A 15,018-nucleotide genomic window follows, 5' to 3' on the forward strand; every position below is an offset into this window, starting at 1 on the left:
CCATTCCGGGAAGCCTGCTATCCCAAAAATCCATTCTTATAAAACTCCAAACACCGCTGCCCCCTTCTAATTCTAGACGGGGGTCATAAACCTTTAATAGGAATTTGTGGGGATAATCCTAATGTTCTTTTATAACCCTATAAGCAGAGGCATAGAAACTCCGCCAAAACTGCTGATCGGTCTTAGGATACTTTTTAGTAGCGGTTACATTCTTGCGGTTCAACTCAAGCTTTTGCTGCATTTTCGGCACCATGTATTTATTTCTGCAAAGGTTATCTTCTGTAAATTCACTCCGGAAAGGATTGAGGTAAAGATAAATCACCACTTGTTCATATACAAGTTAGTTCAGTGAGATTATCTTACTAACTAATTAGTAAGTTGAAACTACCCTCAGGAACACAGACAATTTTAATTAAAATTAACTATATGGGAAAACTGTAACCATTATTACTTTAGGAGTGATTACTGTGAATGCTTTATTGGCATTGAGTCCGTTTATAGATAAATTTCTATTATGGTTTTTACCGTTACCACTAGTATTGGGAGTCCTTTATGGTATGTTAAAATTAGTCTTTCGGAAGTCACTGTGACCTATCATATAGAAGCCTTATCAAATAGTTATTAATAAGAGCAAATTTCAATATTGCATTCATCCTAGCTCCCTCAATAAAAACCCCCTAGCGCTGTCCAAATATATCCTTTTGAATTAATATTACCACCCTTTAAATTATTTCCCTGCAGGTAAATAACTATGAATTTCTAAGAATAGACAAGCAATACGGCGTATTCTCTAATGCAGCCTGTATTGGCAATTTTTTAGAAGGCTCCTCGTTAATAGAATACAAGAATAGTTCGTTGACATTTGGTATTGTTAATCTTATACTACTATATGACTTGAATAATAAAACCTATTTAGGACGTGGATTTTTCTAGAGTAAGCTCTATTTTCGCCACACAACTGTCAACTGACAATTGTGTGGCTTTTTTATGTGAAGAAAGGGGTAGAATAAATGAAAACTTGGCAATATGCACTAATGGTTTTTTTAAGTGGATGCTGCTATGGGGTGTTGTCTACATTTGTTAAGCTTGCTTATGCAGCAGGTTATTCGGTAACAGAGGTAACTGGTGGCCAATATCTATTTGGGGCATTCCTTACCTGGGTGCTGGTTCTGTTTACAAAAAAGGAAAAAACAACTTTAAATCAAATTCTCAAACTACTATTATCCGGAATTCCGTTTGGTTTGACTGGTGTGTTTTATTATCAAGCGCTGCAGACGCTAAACGCTTCACTAGCAATCATTTTTTTATTTCAATTTGTATGGATTGGTACGCTTTTCGAGTGGGTCTTTAATAAGAAAAAACCATCGAAAGGGAAGATCACCTCTATTGGTATTCTGATTATCGGCTCGATCCTAGCTGCCGGCTCAATTACAAAGAGTGAAGCTGCTCTATCTTTTCAAGGGTCTGCGTGGGGACTGCTTTCGGCTTTGACGTTTACTACTTTCATATTTCTCAGCAGTTCTGTCGGAAAAGATACTCCCCCTGTCCTGAAAAGTGCTTTCTTATCTACCGGTGGATTAATTGTCGTACTTTTAGTATATCCGCCAATTTTCCTATTTGATTTGCCTGTCTTAATGGGGGTAGCACCGTATGGCTTATTACTCGGCTTGTTTGGTGTTGCTTTACCGCCACTTTTATTTTCAATTGGAATGCCCCATATCGGACCCGGGCTTGGCACGATCTTAACTGCTTCGGAGCTTCCAGTAGCTGTAACTTTATCTGCCCTTATCTTAGCTGAATTTGTAAGCTTTTCACAATGGGTGGGAGTTGTCATCATATTAATTGGAATTGCAGCGGGCAATTTAAAACCAAAAGATAAAATTGAATCCGTGTCTATACAAACCAAATCCGCTTCGTGATGGACAGTACCAGCAAGAAGTCTTGTTGGTACTGCCTTGGTTTTATCTTTAGAAAATCCTAGGCTAGACGACCTAGGGGTCCCCTATTCCTTCAGACCTTTCTTTTTTTTATTGCCTCCATTCATAAATTTTCCAAAAACCGGCGACAATAAGCGTAATGCCGAAGATAAACAAATGTGCACTTGGGGCTTACCTTATTAGCCACTTTAATTGATAAAAATATGATCCAGATGGTATTCTCTCATATCTTCTGGAAGGACGAATTCCAAGAATCGCGGACATTAAACAGCTTGTACCTGCTGAAAATGTGCAGATTTGTGATAACCCTTCATTAATCAAACAAAAAGTTTTAAATGGTTACTTCATGCTGACGATTGAGCCAGAACTTAAGCATCTATATCCACAGATATGAAAGATGTATTTAACAGGCTTCCATTACAAATGCAATCCAAGAGGCCACACTTTTTGTAAACTAAAAATCCTATCCCCTTTAGCAAGAAAAAAACACAAGAGACAAAGGAAATGAATAACGCGGGAGCAGGAACCCAGTTTTACAGCAGCCAGTTACCAACCGTGAAACGGAGGTGAATCAGATACAGGAGCAGCCAATACCAGACAGATTGAAGATATCCCCATTTCTAGTTTTTTATTTAATTATGTCCATGCAAATTGGCATTGGGGTTCTTGGCTATCAGAGAGTCATCGCAAAGGATGCAGGCTATGATGCCTGGATTTCCATCCTGCTTGCCGGGGGATGCATACATGTCATCATTTGGATGATTTATAAAATTTCCGAAACGGTTGATGGAGATTTTGTGACAGCCCATAAGTACCTTACAGGCAATTTGATCGGCAAGGCAATCAGCTTCCTTTTCATAGGCTACTTTTTTTTGTACGTCTTAGCTATAGTACGAACATTTATCGAGGTCATTCAAGTGTGGATGTTTCCGGAGCTTAGCACATTCTGGTTCTCCTTTGGATTCATGATTCTTTGTACTTATATCATTTTTGGAGGATTCAGAACGGTAGTCGGTACGGCCTTTTTCGGCCTGGTATTGCCGGCTTATCTCCTTCTGACATTTTGCTGGGCCATTAAGTTCTCAAATTTCTATAATCTCCTCCCTATTTGGGATCATTCAGTTAAGGAACTTCTCATCGGTTCCTACAATATGTCGCTTACCTTCATCGGTTTTGAGATTATTCCGTTCTTTTATCCTTTTATAAAAGAACCAAAGAAATCCAAAAAGTGGGCTCACCTTGCTGTTTTCACCACTACCTTGATATATACGATTTTAGCAGTCATTACGTTTGCCTATTATTCAGAAGATCTGCTTGCTAAACAGGTCTGGCCCACTTTGACCATGTGGAAAATTGTTGAAATGCCTTTTGTGGAACGTTTCGAATATATCGGAATTGCAAACTGGAACTTAATTATGCTTCCGAATGTGTGTATTGCCATTTGGATTTGTTCGAGACTTATCAAAAGAATCTTTAATATTAGACAAAAAATCGGAGTTTTTTTTATAGTGGGTGCTTTATTATTATTGATTAACTTTATTAATACGCGCGAAGAGATTAGTCAGCTTAATGAATATTTTGGGAAAGCAGGGTTTGCCTTTACATTCATTTATATCCCCTTGCTCTTTGCCGCCATCATGATTGCCAAGAGGGTAAAAAAGAAGGTAAAAAAGAAATGAAAAGGCTTATCTTAATATGTATGGTTCTGCTGCTTGCCGGATGTATTTTCTTTTGGCTTTAACCGGCAAGCATAATAAATAGCTGAATATATTTGTATTCCCTTAAGCACCTTACTTCTGCAAATATATTTAGTTATTTCGAAATAACAATAGATATTCTTAACTTTATACTTGTGCGTCAGGAAATTTATCCGAAACAAGATTCAAAATGATGTTATGCTCAAGAAGTGCTTTTAAGCCACACAGAACAATCGTAAAACCGCCAGTTGAATCTATCACTTGATTAATTATTTCATCTGGATTTCCTTTAAAACCTGCGTTAATAATGGTGACAAAAGTTCCTTCCGTCCGGGGTGTAAAAATCCACTCCACCGTAGTATCATCGTCAAATTTGATGAGAATTCTATTGTTTTGTTCCAATTCTATTACGTCAAGTTCAGCAGAAACTCCATACATCTCCCAATCCCAGCGGAGTCGTTTTCCCTTTTCTAATCTTCCGCTGCTTTTGGTAAACCAGAATTTAGTAGTAATCGAAGGATCAATAAAAGCATCGAATACCTCCTTAACAGGTTTTCTGATAAGCATTTCTACTTTTGAAATGGATACTTCTTTTAGGTTCGTCATTATGTATACTCCTTTCCAATTGTTCAAATATAAAAAAGTTTACCCAATCAAACCTCAATTTACAAGAAATCTTAAATAGGGGTAATGTTGATATGTTGACATGAGATAAACGAATCATAAAAAAACGGCTTTGATATTTTCGCAAAGCCGTTTTTCTCCTATATCGTATGTACTAACCTTGATGTCCTTCAGTATAAATTTGAAAGGTTACATCGAATTTATCTTTAATGACCCCGTAAGCAGGACTAAAACTTGTTTCGGATATCGGCATTAGAACTTGTCCGCCATCCTGTAAGGCTTCAGAAACTTGTCGCGCTTTGTCTGCATGGTCAAACGTAATACAAATGGTCACCAGGTTTCCCTCTTGAGCTGGCTGACCTGGGAATGTATCTGAAAACATAATAGCTGACTCTCCAACCCTTATCGTACCGTGTGCTACAAGGTCCTTTGCATCCTCTGGTAAAGGAAAATTCGGGTCAGCAGGCATTTCACCAAAAGTGATCACTCCTAAATTTTCGGCACCAAATACCTTTTCGTAAAATCCAATCGCTTCTCTTGCATTTCCGTTCAGCTGTAAATAAGGTATAAATTGCATGACTTCAGCTCCTCTAATTTTATTGGATATGCACTCCAAATATTATTATAACCAACAAGCTCGTGAATCACACTAAAATTCTGATAATTATAATTATTTAGCAACGTATATTTACAAAGTTTTGTTTCAAATAAGGCCAATCAAAAACATTTACTAAGCGAAAACTGAATAAATCTACACGTTTTACTTTTCCTAATTCAACCAAAATCTTTATCATTTTTTGTGCTACAATGAAGATAAAAATTTTTTGTACCAAACAAAGAATTAGACTCTAAGCGTCTTAATCCTTTAATCTCAGACATTTACTGTTTATTGAGGCTCCCATAAAAAAGCGGTTTGATGACCATGATAACGATAGTAAGTATAATTGATGATCAGCTTTTTCTTCTAGTGTAATTGAAGGAGCGTGGGCGGAAAACATGTACACTGTTCTTACCTATTTTGTTTCCCTTTTTGTCATTGTGATATCAGTATTTACTACACTTTTTATCAAAAATGAACTAGAGCGAATGTTCCGGGAAAAAAATAATATGATCCCTTTTCATATATGTAATGTGCTTCTCACCTTAATGGTTTCTTTTGCAGCACATGCTGTATTGACGATTTATATCATTGGAGATAAATTCAATTGGTTACTGCAATTGGTAATTCTCATATTCATTATCTTACCAATTTATATTTTAGGGCACTTGGCATTCGAAAAATATAAATCTGTGTATAAAAAATACATACCCGCTGAAAGCGGGAAGATTTTAGTACTTAATGAAAAGTACTTAAAGAAGAAAAAGTGGCCTTCAAAGTTCAAAAATTATAATGATTTCTCTAAGGAAAAATAAGTTAAGGAATTTTAAAAATAGGAGTCTTCATTGAGTTAAGTAAACTTAAGGAATTTTTTGGTATTTAATTATGCAGGGATTGGAGCATTTAAAATGAAGAATGAGCATTATTGGGTTTCAAAACTTGGATTAACTCCTCATCCAGAAGGAGGATATTATAAAAGAACGTTTCAATCAGAGGAATGTACTTCTGATCAAGAATTGTCTGTGAATTTTGTGGGAACACGTAATCTCTATACAAGCATTTATTTTTTATTAACGTCCAACGATGTGTCCCACTTTCATCGATTGAAATCAGATGAATTATGGTATTTTCACGCTGGAAGTCCATTAACCATACATATCATCAATGAAAATGGTGAATATGAAGAAATTAAATTAGGAATAAACCTTGATAATGGAGAAGTACCTCAAGCTTTAGTGCCGAAAAATTCAATCTTTGGTTCGTCTGTTATGGAGGCAGATACATTCTCACTAGTAGGCTGCATGGTTTCTCCGGGCTTTGATTTTCAGGATTTTGAACTGTTCTCACAAGCAGACCTTATATCCAAATACCCTCAATATAAGGAAATTATTTTAAAATTAGCATATGAAAAGATTCCTGAATAGAGAAATTTGTTTTCTTCCGGTTTACTGCTGCTTGTCTTAATCGGCCATGCTTCCCATTCTTATCAAGACAAGCTAACCAATTATTCTCGAAAATCACCATATTTACATAAAAAAAGAGGGGTAACTCCCCTATTATTAGTTTTCTTAATTGAGATCTATTTCGTTGTCCTCGTACACATCATTTCTAAGGATAATCAAATCCTGCATTGCTTATAGGAATTTAAATTTGCTTCTCTTCAAACTTTAAAAGGGCAATGGCTCTTTTGACAGAGCTCTATTTCAAGAAGTTTCTAATAAAACTTTCTCACCTTACCATGCAGAATGACTGAATTTGTCCGAATTATATGAGCATATTTTCCGAACTAAGAGAACATTTACTAAAGAAAAAGGACGCTTTCTATACTCAGGAAAAGCGCCCGCTTACTGAATTAGTATAAAGGATCTTAAAAGTCTCTAATGAAATGTTAGTTGCTGAATAGGCGGATTAAAAAACCATTTTCTTCAGCATGAGGCATAAAAAAGGTGATTCCATAACTTGAGGCTACAGCCATAATTACTGTCCAAAGAAATAAACTGGTCAGCATCCAGCCGGTTACCCTCTTTCTTGTCGAACCAAAGCTCATTCCCATAAAAGCGGAAATATGAGATCCAACGAAAAAAGGGCCAATAATCGCTAAGCCAGGTAAGCCATACTTATCAAAAAGTGCCCGTGCGCGTTTGCCTTTTTTCGACTCTTCCATACCTGCAGCATCAGCTTGCGTCGCCGCAACTTCTTCCACATGCATAATATCTTGCATACGTTTTTTTTGTTTTTGCTTTCTCATCCATTTCTTCACTTGATCCACAAAAACAATTAGCAGAACCACTGTCAGAGCATTCCCTAAAAAGGCAAATATCGCTGTCAGTACTGGAGATAGACCTCCGATGATAGCCAATGGAATCACAGCAACAAGTTCAAATAACGGAATCGCTGCCAGAAGAAATACAAATAGATACGATAAAAGCATATCCTTCATCCTCCCCTTTATTCATATAGTTTTTTTACTTCCGACCAAAAAATAAAATACTGCCCAATGCCAAGTACAGTCAAAGCGATGACAGGGAGCAACTCGACTTCTCTAAACAGTGCAACCGCAACAATGGCTGCCGGAATGGCAAAGTAGTAGTAAATATATACTTTTCGACAAGCACGATACGTAATATATTGATGCCCTTCATCTTCTTCTTTGAGCTCATAAGGGATGAAGGTAAGAATACGAATCTTCCGGTCTGGGTATTTACGGTTAAAACAAACCATTGTTCCGAAATAGATGATGACAAAAATAGCATAAGCAATAAAAATAATAGTCGTCATGTCATTCCGCTGCTCCAATACGATACTCACCGAATAAATTACCGCAAGCCCAATAAGAAACACACTCATTGTAAAAGGTGAACGCAAAAACCTTTCCATGTTCACTCATCCTCTCCTTCTATCCAAAACACTTCCTCTAAATTGACACGTAATGCTTTAGCAATTTTCAATGCTAACAGCACAGACGGAGCATAGTCACCTTTTTCAATCATGCCAATGGTTTGGCGAGTGGCTCCAACCAATTTACCTAAATCAGATTGAGTAAAATTATGCCTCGCTCTTAATTCCTTCACTTTATTTCTCAGCATATTTAACATCCCCTATTACCGTTTCCTGCTTCTTCATTGTAAAGAATATTTAACATTAGGTCAAGAATATTTGTCATTTTGCCAAGAATTCATACCATTTAACTTAGTTGCTCATAATCCAAAGCCTGTGGTTATGATAGATTCTCAAAAAATTGAGGACTTAAATGTGATTTTCGATGCTATTGGCTTCGTGGATTCTCGACAACATTTTCATTAATCTCCTTTAACCAAACGAAATGATCCATGAAAAGCAAAAAAAAGAACCTCCAAATTTGTAATGGAAGCCCTCTTGCTCATGATTGTGTTTAAAGTTTCTGTGGAATATAAGGTTTTTAATTCGATGACTTCGCCAACTTGCAACTGTCGGTACATGTTTTCATCAATTATTTATTGAGGCTTATCTAAATATAGGCAGCAAACTGATTAAAGATGTTCGACATGTGATAAGGGATTATTTTTGCTTCTCACCTATTGGTAATTAAACAATAAATTAACGATCCTATTCTTATGCTATTTCTTTTACTGCCTTCGATGCTTCTATCACTTCTGTGCCGGTCCAACTATCGGTAAAGGTTCTCTTTCCTTTTGAAAGAAGGAACATGATCCCATCCATACATTGATAGATTATGTAAATAAAAATAGGTAAATAGAGGTTCTTGTAGTCCATGTCATTTGCTATATGATAAGCAAATAAGAATATAAATAGACCTGCTATTCCGTTTCTTATAAACCACCATATAAACAATTTAAATTTATTGCTATTTTTTACTATTAAACCGTTAAATCTGTAGCCCCATGGTAAGGTCATTTGGAAATTAGATCCTAGTGATGTGATCATAAACACCAAAACACCCAACAGCAGTATGCCATTCATTATTCGAGTCAGCAATGGATTCCATGTATCTCCGTCACTTGCAACGAAAGGCAAAAAGAGTAAAGCGATGATTGCTGCAATAATAAAAGTTAGGATTGAAAGAATTATAGGGATAATGATTGAAAGAAATAAATCAATTACATACCCAAGTAGCCGTTTTCTTATCTTCACTTTTTCACCTCCCTTTCATATTTTACGATAAGACTCTTTTAAATAAAAAACTTTTCTTTTGTTATTCAACAATATGGCCCGATTGTTGGACAATAGTCAAGACGATTATCCCATTCACCCTTAGATTCTTAACGTTAATTATGATATAGAAAAAAGTGCCTAACCCCTTATATACCAAGAGATTAGACACATTTAAAACAGGTTTATAAAAGCGTTAATTCGCATTATGCGAACATTCGTTCCTTCTAACTCTGAAGCAGAAATAGTCCTCGATTGATCAATCATCTTCAAATAATTTTTCTCCTCGGTGGAGGCGCATGGCAATTTGTGCTGTATGCGGCATTTCTCTAGCAGTTGGGGTATTGCCTGCCAGATAACGTGTTAATGCGAGGATCAATGTTTCCTGAGCATATCCAGCGTTGGTTCTTACCAACTCCTTTATTTTGGCTGTCAGGGGACGTATTCTTATTCAACAAAAGCACCCATTACTTTAAGTACAGGATTTCACAATCATTTTTTACACCCTCGTACATGCAAAAAGACGCCTTCTTATTTAAGAAAAGCGCCCGACTGTTGAACAATGAAATATGCGAAAGATCGCTCTGCAAATACGTTCAAATTTATTTGACTAACACACCCGTTCTGCCATCAGGAAAACACCCGCTTCACCATAGAGAATGAAAAGGGCTTCACACCGTCAATACTGCTTCTGCGGCTGGGCGTGGAAGTCACTGAATTATGGTTCTTTAGGACCAATCAACGCCACCCCAAGAGGATTGCAGCTTTCGCAAGAGAACAATTTGGCCGATATGATACGTATCGTGCATCATGATATTACTGAGTAAACGCTCAATAGAGTACCTGTTAGCTGCATACGGAGCTTTTAACTTTTCATCGTCAAGGTCCGCAATGACCGTCTTTAATTTATTCATAACTTCATTAAGACGCTCTACTGTCTGGGCCCACCCAATTTCGTCTTCTGGATCCCCCGGATTTCCAAAGGTTTCTTCATTGTCTTCTGCCTTATGCGGATTCTGTGTGCCCTTAATTCGATGGATTACGTCTTCATTCCAAAATATCAAGTGGTTGACAATCTGCCAAATCGAATTGCTGATTCCCGAACTTGTCCATGCTGCCTCAGCTGCGATGACTCCATGAAGTGCCTGATCCATGGATGCAAACCAATCATTCTCATGGCAATGCATGTCGAGCTGTTCTAAAAGCATTTTGGTTACAACCTGCATACAACCAATCTCCTCACTGTTTAGTTTTGAGAATAAATCAATACCATGACTTATTCGGCTCATCCAGCTTTTATTCCTTCATCATGACAAATATGCTACCCTATAGCGTACCTTTTATTTTTCTGGTTGACCCTGTTGACTAACCCTCTAGAATAAATTTCTGTACTCCTCGAAATCATCTGCAAAATGTACCTCATTATATAATTCGAGTGAATTTTAAGGTGGAAAGAAGCTATTTAGTTATATGTGTGCTTTACCTTACATTAAGTTATTATTAACGAACATTCCTAAAAGCCAACCAACGACTCCGCTTATTATACCTAAAATAATCATTGCTGACCCTTGCTTATCCCCCTGGTAATCTCGCCTTATTACAACTCCTATGGATATAGGAAAAAACAAGAGCATAGGCGGAATTAAATTAAAAGATAATAAAACAACAGATAACCACCCGATTGTTAGGAGTATAGCTTTACCATTTTTTTGTTCATCTTTCATCAACATACCTTATTTCACATCCTGAATTTTACATTTATACCGAATTCCATCATATAGATAGCTTAATAATTATTGTTCTTTGTTTACTTTATTACCTTCTGGAATTAAGAAGTTTTTAATATCCGTTCTTTATTTGCTTCCAAATGACTGATAATTTCTTGAATTTGAGGATCATAGCTGCGAATAGTTTCTTCATTCGATGTGAGGTTTTTCTGAACAAATTCTTTCCATTCCATTTCAAGCTGCTCTACTTTTTTCCCATAGATCTTATCTATTTCATCAGTCAAATTGGGGCGATCATATATTTTCAGAAATTCTCCAATACCATATTGATTAATAAGATAGTTTGAGAATGAAGCAGATTCTATATACCCCAGCCACCTTAAAGAATAGGAGTCTTTATTTAAATTTGAATGGGTGAAAATTTTATCCTTACTCAGCAGCGTTTCCAGAGGAATACTGATTTCTTGGGTCATTAAATATTTCATAATATCGTGAACATCTCCCTGATAATTGGGAAACACTCTTCTATCCGAATAGAAATCCTGCATAAAGATTGCAAGACCTTCCAGTGTGGCATGCCCTTCAGTAGAGCCAAAAAAAACATGGGTAAGTTCGTGAATAAGAGGATAATTTCCTTCTTTTACCCAGTAAAGTGGATGGTGTTACCGTTCGTATAGCTTACCTTCTTATCATCATACAGGTGTAAATATATTATAGAAGGAGAAGACATTGGTGCATTTTCTTTTTGAAGAGCATTGTAAAAACTAAGAGTTTCCTCTTTAATTTGCTTTATGGTAGCTTCAGAAAAACTGCCATTATTGAAAATATTTATTTCAATTTCCCCATCTTGCGTTTTAAATTTCCGAAAATCATTCTCTTGTGAAGAAAGTTCTTTATCGGATACTGGTGAATCTGTTTTATGGCCGCTGCAGCCAGCAAGAACTAACAATATCAAAAATACAAAAGAACCAAGTGTAATATACCTGCTCAACATTCTCCCACCTTCTTTAGAAAAGATAGTTATATGAAATTTCAATCCTAATAATCCCTTATGTAAAAATTTTTTTGTAACTATTTAAACGAACCCTCTTTATTACTTATATTACGGTTTAACTGTTAAATGGTTTCAATATTCCCATAATTCAATTTATTCTTTACCTGCATTCACCCTTTTTACCTGCCCCTTGAGTACATTCCTTCGTAAAGAAGAAAAAGCCGATTATCCTACTTAGTAAAAGGAAAATCGGCTTTTTCTTAATAAAATAAATCTTATTGTAAAACTTGATAATCGCCTTGGCGAGCCTGGCCGGAGGCAGCCTTTTTGATAATCTGGGCATTCTGAACAGCCTATTTCTTGGCCATGCAAATTAGTCATCTTCAAATAATTTTTCTCCTCGGTGGAGGCGCATGGCAATTTGTGCTGTATGCGGCATTTCTCTAGCAGTTGGGGCATGGCCTGCCAGATAACGTGTTAATGCGAGGATCAATGTTTCCTGCGCATATCCAGCAAACTCGGAATCCTCTTTTTCCCAATGATCATGTTCGACCATTGCTGCTTCATACATTTGAAATGAATGAAACTCTGCATCTTCTCTTAGTAAAGCATGCCCGAGCGTATTGAAGAGTTCACTTTTATCACCGCCGCGTGCCAGGTAATTTACTACCCATCTTGCTGATTCTGCAACCTGTTGTTGTTGATTCATCATCTCCAATAATTCTGAAGGATTCTGCGGTTCAGTTTCCACATCCTTTGGTTGCGGTCTTCTTGCAGACGGTGTATTGAGAAAACGATCAAGATACATACTCATTGCACCATGGAAAACAGCTCGGGTCAATTCAGGTGTAGTAGAGCGGCGTAACGATTCATGTACCGCATGTGCATGTGTAAAAGTATGAAGTACAGTAATCCAATCCCTGAAATCATTTTGTACATGGAAACGGGAAATCCGGTCAGCAGCCGCTAAAGCTACGAGCTGGGCCAAACGGGAAGGAGTGACGCCATTTTTAAGTGCATCCAACATCGTATTTATCGTTTTTATAGGGTCATCTGATAAAATTTGTTCAACCAATACTGTTTCATCGATATCAGCATCGCTTCGTGATGAGACATTAGCAAGGATATCAGGTAATTTCCGGAACGCCTCCATTAATGGTTTGACCAAGTTCACAGGTGATTGCCAGCTATGGGATTCTTCACTGCGGGATATATCACCGATACCAGGTAACAATGATGACAATACATAAGGTCGATGCTCAAAACCGATCTGATTTAAGATCTCGAATGCTTTATTATGAAAATCAAGAGTATGACCTGTATTTACATAAAAATGATCGGTGACCGCTGTCATCATCATGTCAGCAAGCTGTTCGTTCGAGAATCCCAATTCGATCGCGGTCAATAGCACCCGCTCAGCTCCCTGTGAATCCCGCACCTCCACACAATGACGATACCATTCTGATAATTGTTCGAATGATTGGGTATTCTTTTCATTTGATACAGGCAGGGATCCAATTAAAAAACGTGTTCCCATTCCGGAACTTTCCCTTGCAACGTGAACCAGGCCTTGGAACAGCGCTAAAACCTGCCCAGTTTTATCCAATTTCGGCAATACATTTGTCATGGCTGTTAAAATCGTTAATCCCGATCCCCATCCACTCCTCCGATGTGTTGTTCCGAATTCGACGCCGATTTTTGCAATCTCAGTCGCTGGAAAACCCGCTTCCATCAATCCGACAACCGATTTTGCTATGACAAGACTAATATTTTGCTCAAGGCCGTCACGTAATCGCTGCCTCAATTTTTCGATTGTCACCTTATTAAAAGGAACCGGGTGAACCCAAACCCCATCTTCCTTAATCTCGACAGGATAAGTAGGAACATCATCTGCCCATGGATCCAGGGTTCCTCCGCTTTTTATATCAAAGCGGGCATGATGCCAGTGACACGTCAATATCCCATCACATAGGCTTCCTGTATGGAGGGGAAAGCCCATATGCGGACAACGGTTATCCACCGCATAAACTTGTTTTTCGTAAACAAATACGGCAATTGCATGACTTCCACCTTTAATTACCTTTGCACCTTCATCTTCAAGCGTCTTTAATGAACCTGCATAAATCAATTCTGACAATGGTATCACTCTCCCTAATGAATTCATAGAGGATTAACAATAATTGTTATCTATTATTTTATATTATTGATGGAATACAGGAATCCTTCATAGGTGTGGACTTTTTTCATCCAAAAGTCTGAGAATCGACCCAAAGACAAAGGTCTAACTTCGATATGCTCTCGCTTCCAATAGCCATTCATGTATTGATAATCTTATGAATCTGAATCGCTTCCATGTTATTTCAGCTGTTCCCTATTTTGAGGAAGGGATAAATTTTTGATTTGCCTCCTCTCACAACGACTATGACTGGTAACCTTCAATTCTGAATTTATTACACAGATTATAAGCAATTGTGTAATCTGATATTTTCTTAAAGTAACCTGCCCCGTTAGCTAAAGAAGAGAATTACTTTACTTCTATGGCAAATGCATAATTAGCATCTCCATTAGATGTGTTCTCTTTCTTTTCATCCATCCACCATGCGCCATATGAATAGTAATAAATCCCTTTTTGTGCAGGCGCTGTGAAATGATTGTTACTTATTTTAACTTCCGATTCTTCAGCGTTGCTTATTTGCAGAACATGAATTTTATTTGGTTTTGGTTCATATTCCATAATAAAAGTTACAATATCACCAGGACTTACTTCAATTGGTTCACTGCCTTCCAAAAGCTCGATTGGTCCAGCTTTATCCACACATTCAGCTTGACCTTTCGACGACCAGCAATAAGTTCCAAGTATAGTTTCGAACCTTTCGTTATCCACCTCTATAAAGGCTTTAGGTGGCTTAGGCTCTTCTTGAGTCACACCTTTATTTGTACACCCAGTGATGATTAAACCCAAGAGAACTATAATAAGGTACCTTTTCTTCATGATTGTCTCCTCCTAAAAAAAGAATGCACCAATATCTAAGCAGGCATCTGTTTATCTATTTAGACGATGTTCGTTATGTATTGTTGCATCCAAAACGAATGAATATATAAAAACGCAAACTAAAAGGGCAATTATCCTTTTGAGGACCAATGCCCAATTATCATAATATGATTGTTTTGTTGGACAAACCTGCCCTTTCGTATTATAAGGTCAACTAGAAATGAAAATATTTCTGGTTGACCATTTTTTATATCGATATATGATCTAACGGCTCCGTTAACCAGAAAAAGTAAAGTGGGG

General features: G+C 37.2%; 16 protein-coding genes. 4 read left to right on the forward strand and 12 right to left on the reverse strand.

What is annotated here, in order from left to right:
* The first annotated feature begins 1,010 nt into the window (after window positions 1–1,010).
* Window positions 1,011–1,919: an EamA family transporter gene (locus ACXAD1_RS13125; protein WP_474910254.1), complete on the forward strand. Its 909-nt coding sequence runs from the start codon at window positions 1,011–1,013 to the stop codon at window positions 1,917–1,919.
* A gap of 593 nt (window positions 1,920–2,512) precedes the next feature.
* On the forward strand, window positions 2,513–3,616 hold the full coding sequence (locus ACXAD1_RS13130; protein WP_474911308.1) for a GerAB/ArcD/ProY family transporter: 1,104 nt from the start codon (window positions 2,513–2,515) through the stop codon (window positions 3,614–3,616).
* 165 nt (window positions 3,617–3,781) lie between these two features.
* Here the strand turns inward: ACXAD1_RS13130 and ACXAD1_RS13135 are convergent, their stop codons facing one another.
* Both ACXAD1_RS13135 and ACXAD1_RS13140 read right to left on the reverse strand, forming a co-directional pair.
* Window positions 3,782–4,240 carry an SRPBCC family protein gene (locus ACXAD1_RS13135; protein WP_474910255.1) on the reverse strand — a complete coding sequence of 153 codons (459 nt, stop codon included), beginning with the start codon at window positions 4,238–4,240 and terminating at the stop codon, window positions 3,782–3,784.
* 172 nt (window positions 4,241–4,412) lie between these two features.
* Window positions 4,413–4,835: a VOC family protein gene (locus tag ACXAD1_RS13140; protein ID WP_474910256.1), complete on the reverse strand. Its 423-nt coding sequence runs from the start codon at window positions 4,833–4,835 to the stop codon at window positions 4,413–4,415.
* Window positions 4,836–5,254: 419 nt separating this feature from the next.
* On the opposite strand from ACXAD1_RS13140, the gene ACXAD1_RS13145 reads away from it, so the two are divergent.
* Together ACXAD1_RS13145 and ACXAD1_RS13150 are read left to right on the forward strand one after the other, a co-directional pair.
* Window positions 5,255–5,671, forward strand: a complete 417-nt coding sequence (locus ACXAD1_RS13145; RefSeq protein WP_474910257.1) for a hypothetical protein — start codon at window positions 5,255–5,257, stop codon at window positions 5,669–5,671.
* Between the two features lie 93 nt (window positions 5,672–5,764).
* Window positions 5,765–6,280 (forward strand): cupin domain-containing protein, encoded by a 516-nt coding sequence (locus tag ACXAD1_RS13150; protein ID WP_474910258.1) that lies wholly within the window; start codon window positions 5,765–5,767, stop codon window positions 6,278–6,280.
* Window positions 6,281–6,744: 464 nt separating this feature from the next.
* Here the strand turns inward: ACXAD1_RS13150 and ACXAD1_RS13155 are convergent, their stop codons facing one another.
* The 10 genes from ACXAD1_RS13155 to ACXAD1_RS13200 form a co-directional block, all read right to left on the reverse strand.
* The gene (locus tag ACXAD1_RS13155; protein WP_474910259.1) at window positions 6,745–7,287 is read right to left on the reverse strand and encodes a small multi-drug export protein; all 543 of its coding nucleotides are present in this window, start codon (window positions 7,285–7,287) and stop codon (window positions 6,745–6,747) included.
* A gap of 17 nt (window positions 7,288–7,304) precedes the next feature.
* On the reverse strand, window positions 7,305–7,733 hold the full coding sequence (locus ACXAD1_RS13160; RefSeq protein WP_206844240.1) for a hypothetical protein: 429 nt from the start codon (window positions 7,731–7,733) through the stop codon (window positions 7,305–7,307).
* A gap of 2 nt (window positions 7,734–7,735) precedes the next feature.
* Window positions 7,736–7,942, reverse strand: coding sequence for a helix-turn-helix transcriptional regulator (locus ACXAD1_RS13165; RefSeq protein WP_206844237.1), 207 nt, complete (start codon window positions 7,940–7,942; stop codon window positions 7,736–7,738).
* A 505-nt stretch (window positions 7,943–8,447) separates the two neighbouring features.
* Window positions 8,448–8,987 (reverse strand): hypothetical protein, encoded by a 540-nt coding sequence (locus ACXAD1_RS13170; RefSeq protein ID WP_474910260.1) that lies wholly within the window; start codon window positions 8,985–8,987, stop codon window positions 8,448–8,450.
* A gap of 746 nt (window positions 8,988–9,733) precedes the next feature.
* Window positions 9,734–10,231 (reverse strand): DinB family protein, encoded by a 498-nt coding sequence (locus tag ACXAD1_RS13175; protein WP_206844233.1) that lies wholly within the window; start codon window positions 10,229–10,231, stop codon window positions 9,734–9,736.
* Between the two features lie 258 nt (window positions 10,232–10,489).
* The gene (locus tag ACXAD1_RS13180; RefSeq protein WP_474910261.1) at window positions 10,490–10,735 is read right to left on the reverse strand and encodes a hypothetical protein; all 246 of its coding nucleotides are present in this window, start codon (window positions 10,733–10,735) and stop codon (window positions 10,490–10,492) included.
* 98 nt (window positions 10,736–10,833) lie between these two features.
* Window positions 10,834–11,217 (reverse strand): hypothetical protein, encoded by a 384-nt coding sequence (locus tag ACXAD1_RS13185; RefSeq protein ID WP_474910262.1) that lies wholly within the window; start codon window positions 11,215–11,217, stop codon window positions 10,834–10,836.
* Between the two features lie 155 nt (window positions 11,218–11,372).
* Complete coding sequence (locus tag ACXAD1_RS13190; protein WP_474910263.1) at window positions 11,373–11,768, reverse strand: hypothetical protein; 396 nt, start codon at window positions 11,766–11,768, stop codon at window positions 11,373–11,375.
* A gap of 331 nt (window positions 11,769–12,099) precedes the next feature.
* Window positions 12,100–13,863: a Rieske (2Fe-2S) protein gene (locus tag ACXAD1_RS13195; RefSeq protein ID WP_474911309.1), complete on the reverse strand. Its 1,764-nt coding sequence runs from the start codon at window positions 13,861–13,863 to the stop codon at window positions 12,100–12,102.
* 387 nt (window positions 13,864–14,250) lie between these two features.
* Complete coding sequence (locus ACXAD1_RS13200; protein ID WP_370222362.1) at window positions 14,251–14,718, reverse strand: hypothetical protein; 468 nt, start codon at window positions 14,716–14,718, stop codon at window positions 14,251–14,253.
* Between the last annotated feature and the right edge of the window lie 300 nt (window positions 14,719–15,018).

Source organism: Cytobacillus sp. ABV4_503 (genome assembly GCF_056158445.1).

Bases quoted from the DNA above. Each gene is read 5' to 3' on its own strand.
- ACXAD1_RS13160 (WP_206844240.1), bottom strand. From the start codon at position 7,733: ATGGAAAGGTTTTTGCGTTCACCTTTTACAATGAGTGTGTTTCTTATT.
- ACXAD1_RS13140 (WP_474910256.1), bottom strand. From the start codon at position 4,835: ATGCAATTTATACCTTATTTACAGCTGAACGGAAATGCAAGAGAAGCG.
- ACXAD1_RS13150 (WP_474910258.1), top strand. From the start codon at position 5,765: ATGAAGAATGAGCATTATTGGGTTTCAAAACTTGGATTAACTCCTCAT.
- ACXAD1_RS13135 (WP_474910255.1), bottom strand. From the start codon at position 4,240: ATGACGAACCTAAAAGAAGTATCCATTTCAAAAGTAGAAATGCTTATC.
- ACXAD1_RS13145 (WP_474910257.1), top strand. From the start codon at position 5,255: ATGTACACTGTTCTTACCTATTTTGTTTCCCTTTTTGTCATTGTGATA.
- ACXAD1_RS13125 (WP_474910254.1), top strand. From the start codon at position 1,011: ATGAAAACTTGGCAATATGCACTAATGGTTTTTTTAAGTGGATGCTGC.
- ACXAD1_RS13200 (WP_370222362.1), bottom strand. From the start codon at position 14,718: ATGAAGAAAAGGTACCTTATTATAGTTCTCTTGGGTTTAATCATCACT.
- ACXAD1_RS13165 (WP_206844237.1), bottom strand. From the start codon at position 7,942: ATGCTGAGAAATAAAGTGAAGGAATTAAGAGCGAGGCATAATTTTACT.
- ACXAD1_RS13180 (WP_474910261.1), bottom strand. From the start codon at position 10,735: ATGTTGATGAAAGATGAACAAAAAAATGGTAAAGCTATACTCCTAACA.
- ACXAD1_RS13185 (WP_474910262.1), bottom strand. From the start codon at position 11,217: ATGAAATATTTAATGACCCAAGAAATCAGTATTCCTCTGGAAACGCTG.
- ACXAD1_RS13175 (WP_206844233.1), bottom strand. From the start codon at position 10,231: ATGCAGGTTGTAACCAAAATGCTTTTAGAACAGCTCGACATGCATTGC.
- ACXAD1_RS13155 (WP_474910259.1), bottom strand. From the start codon at position 7,287: ATGCTTTTATCGTATCTATTTGTATTTCTTCTGGCAGCGATTCCGTTA.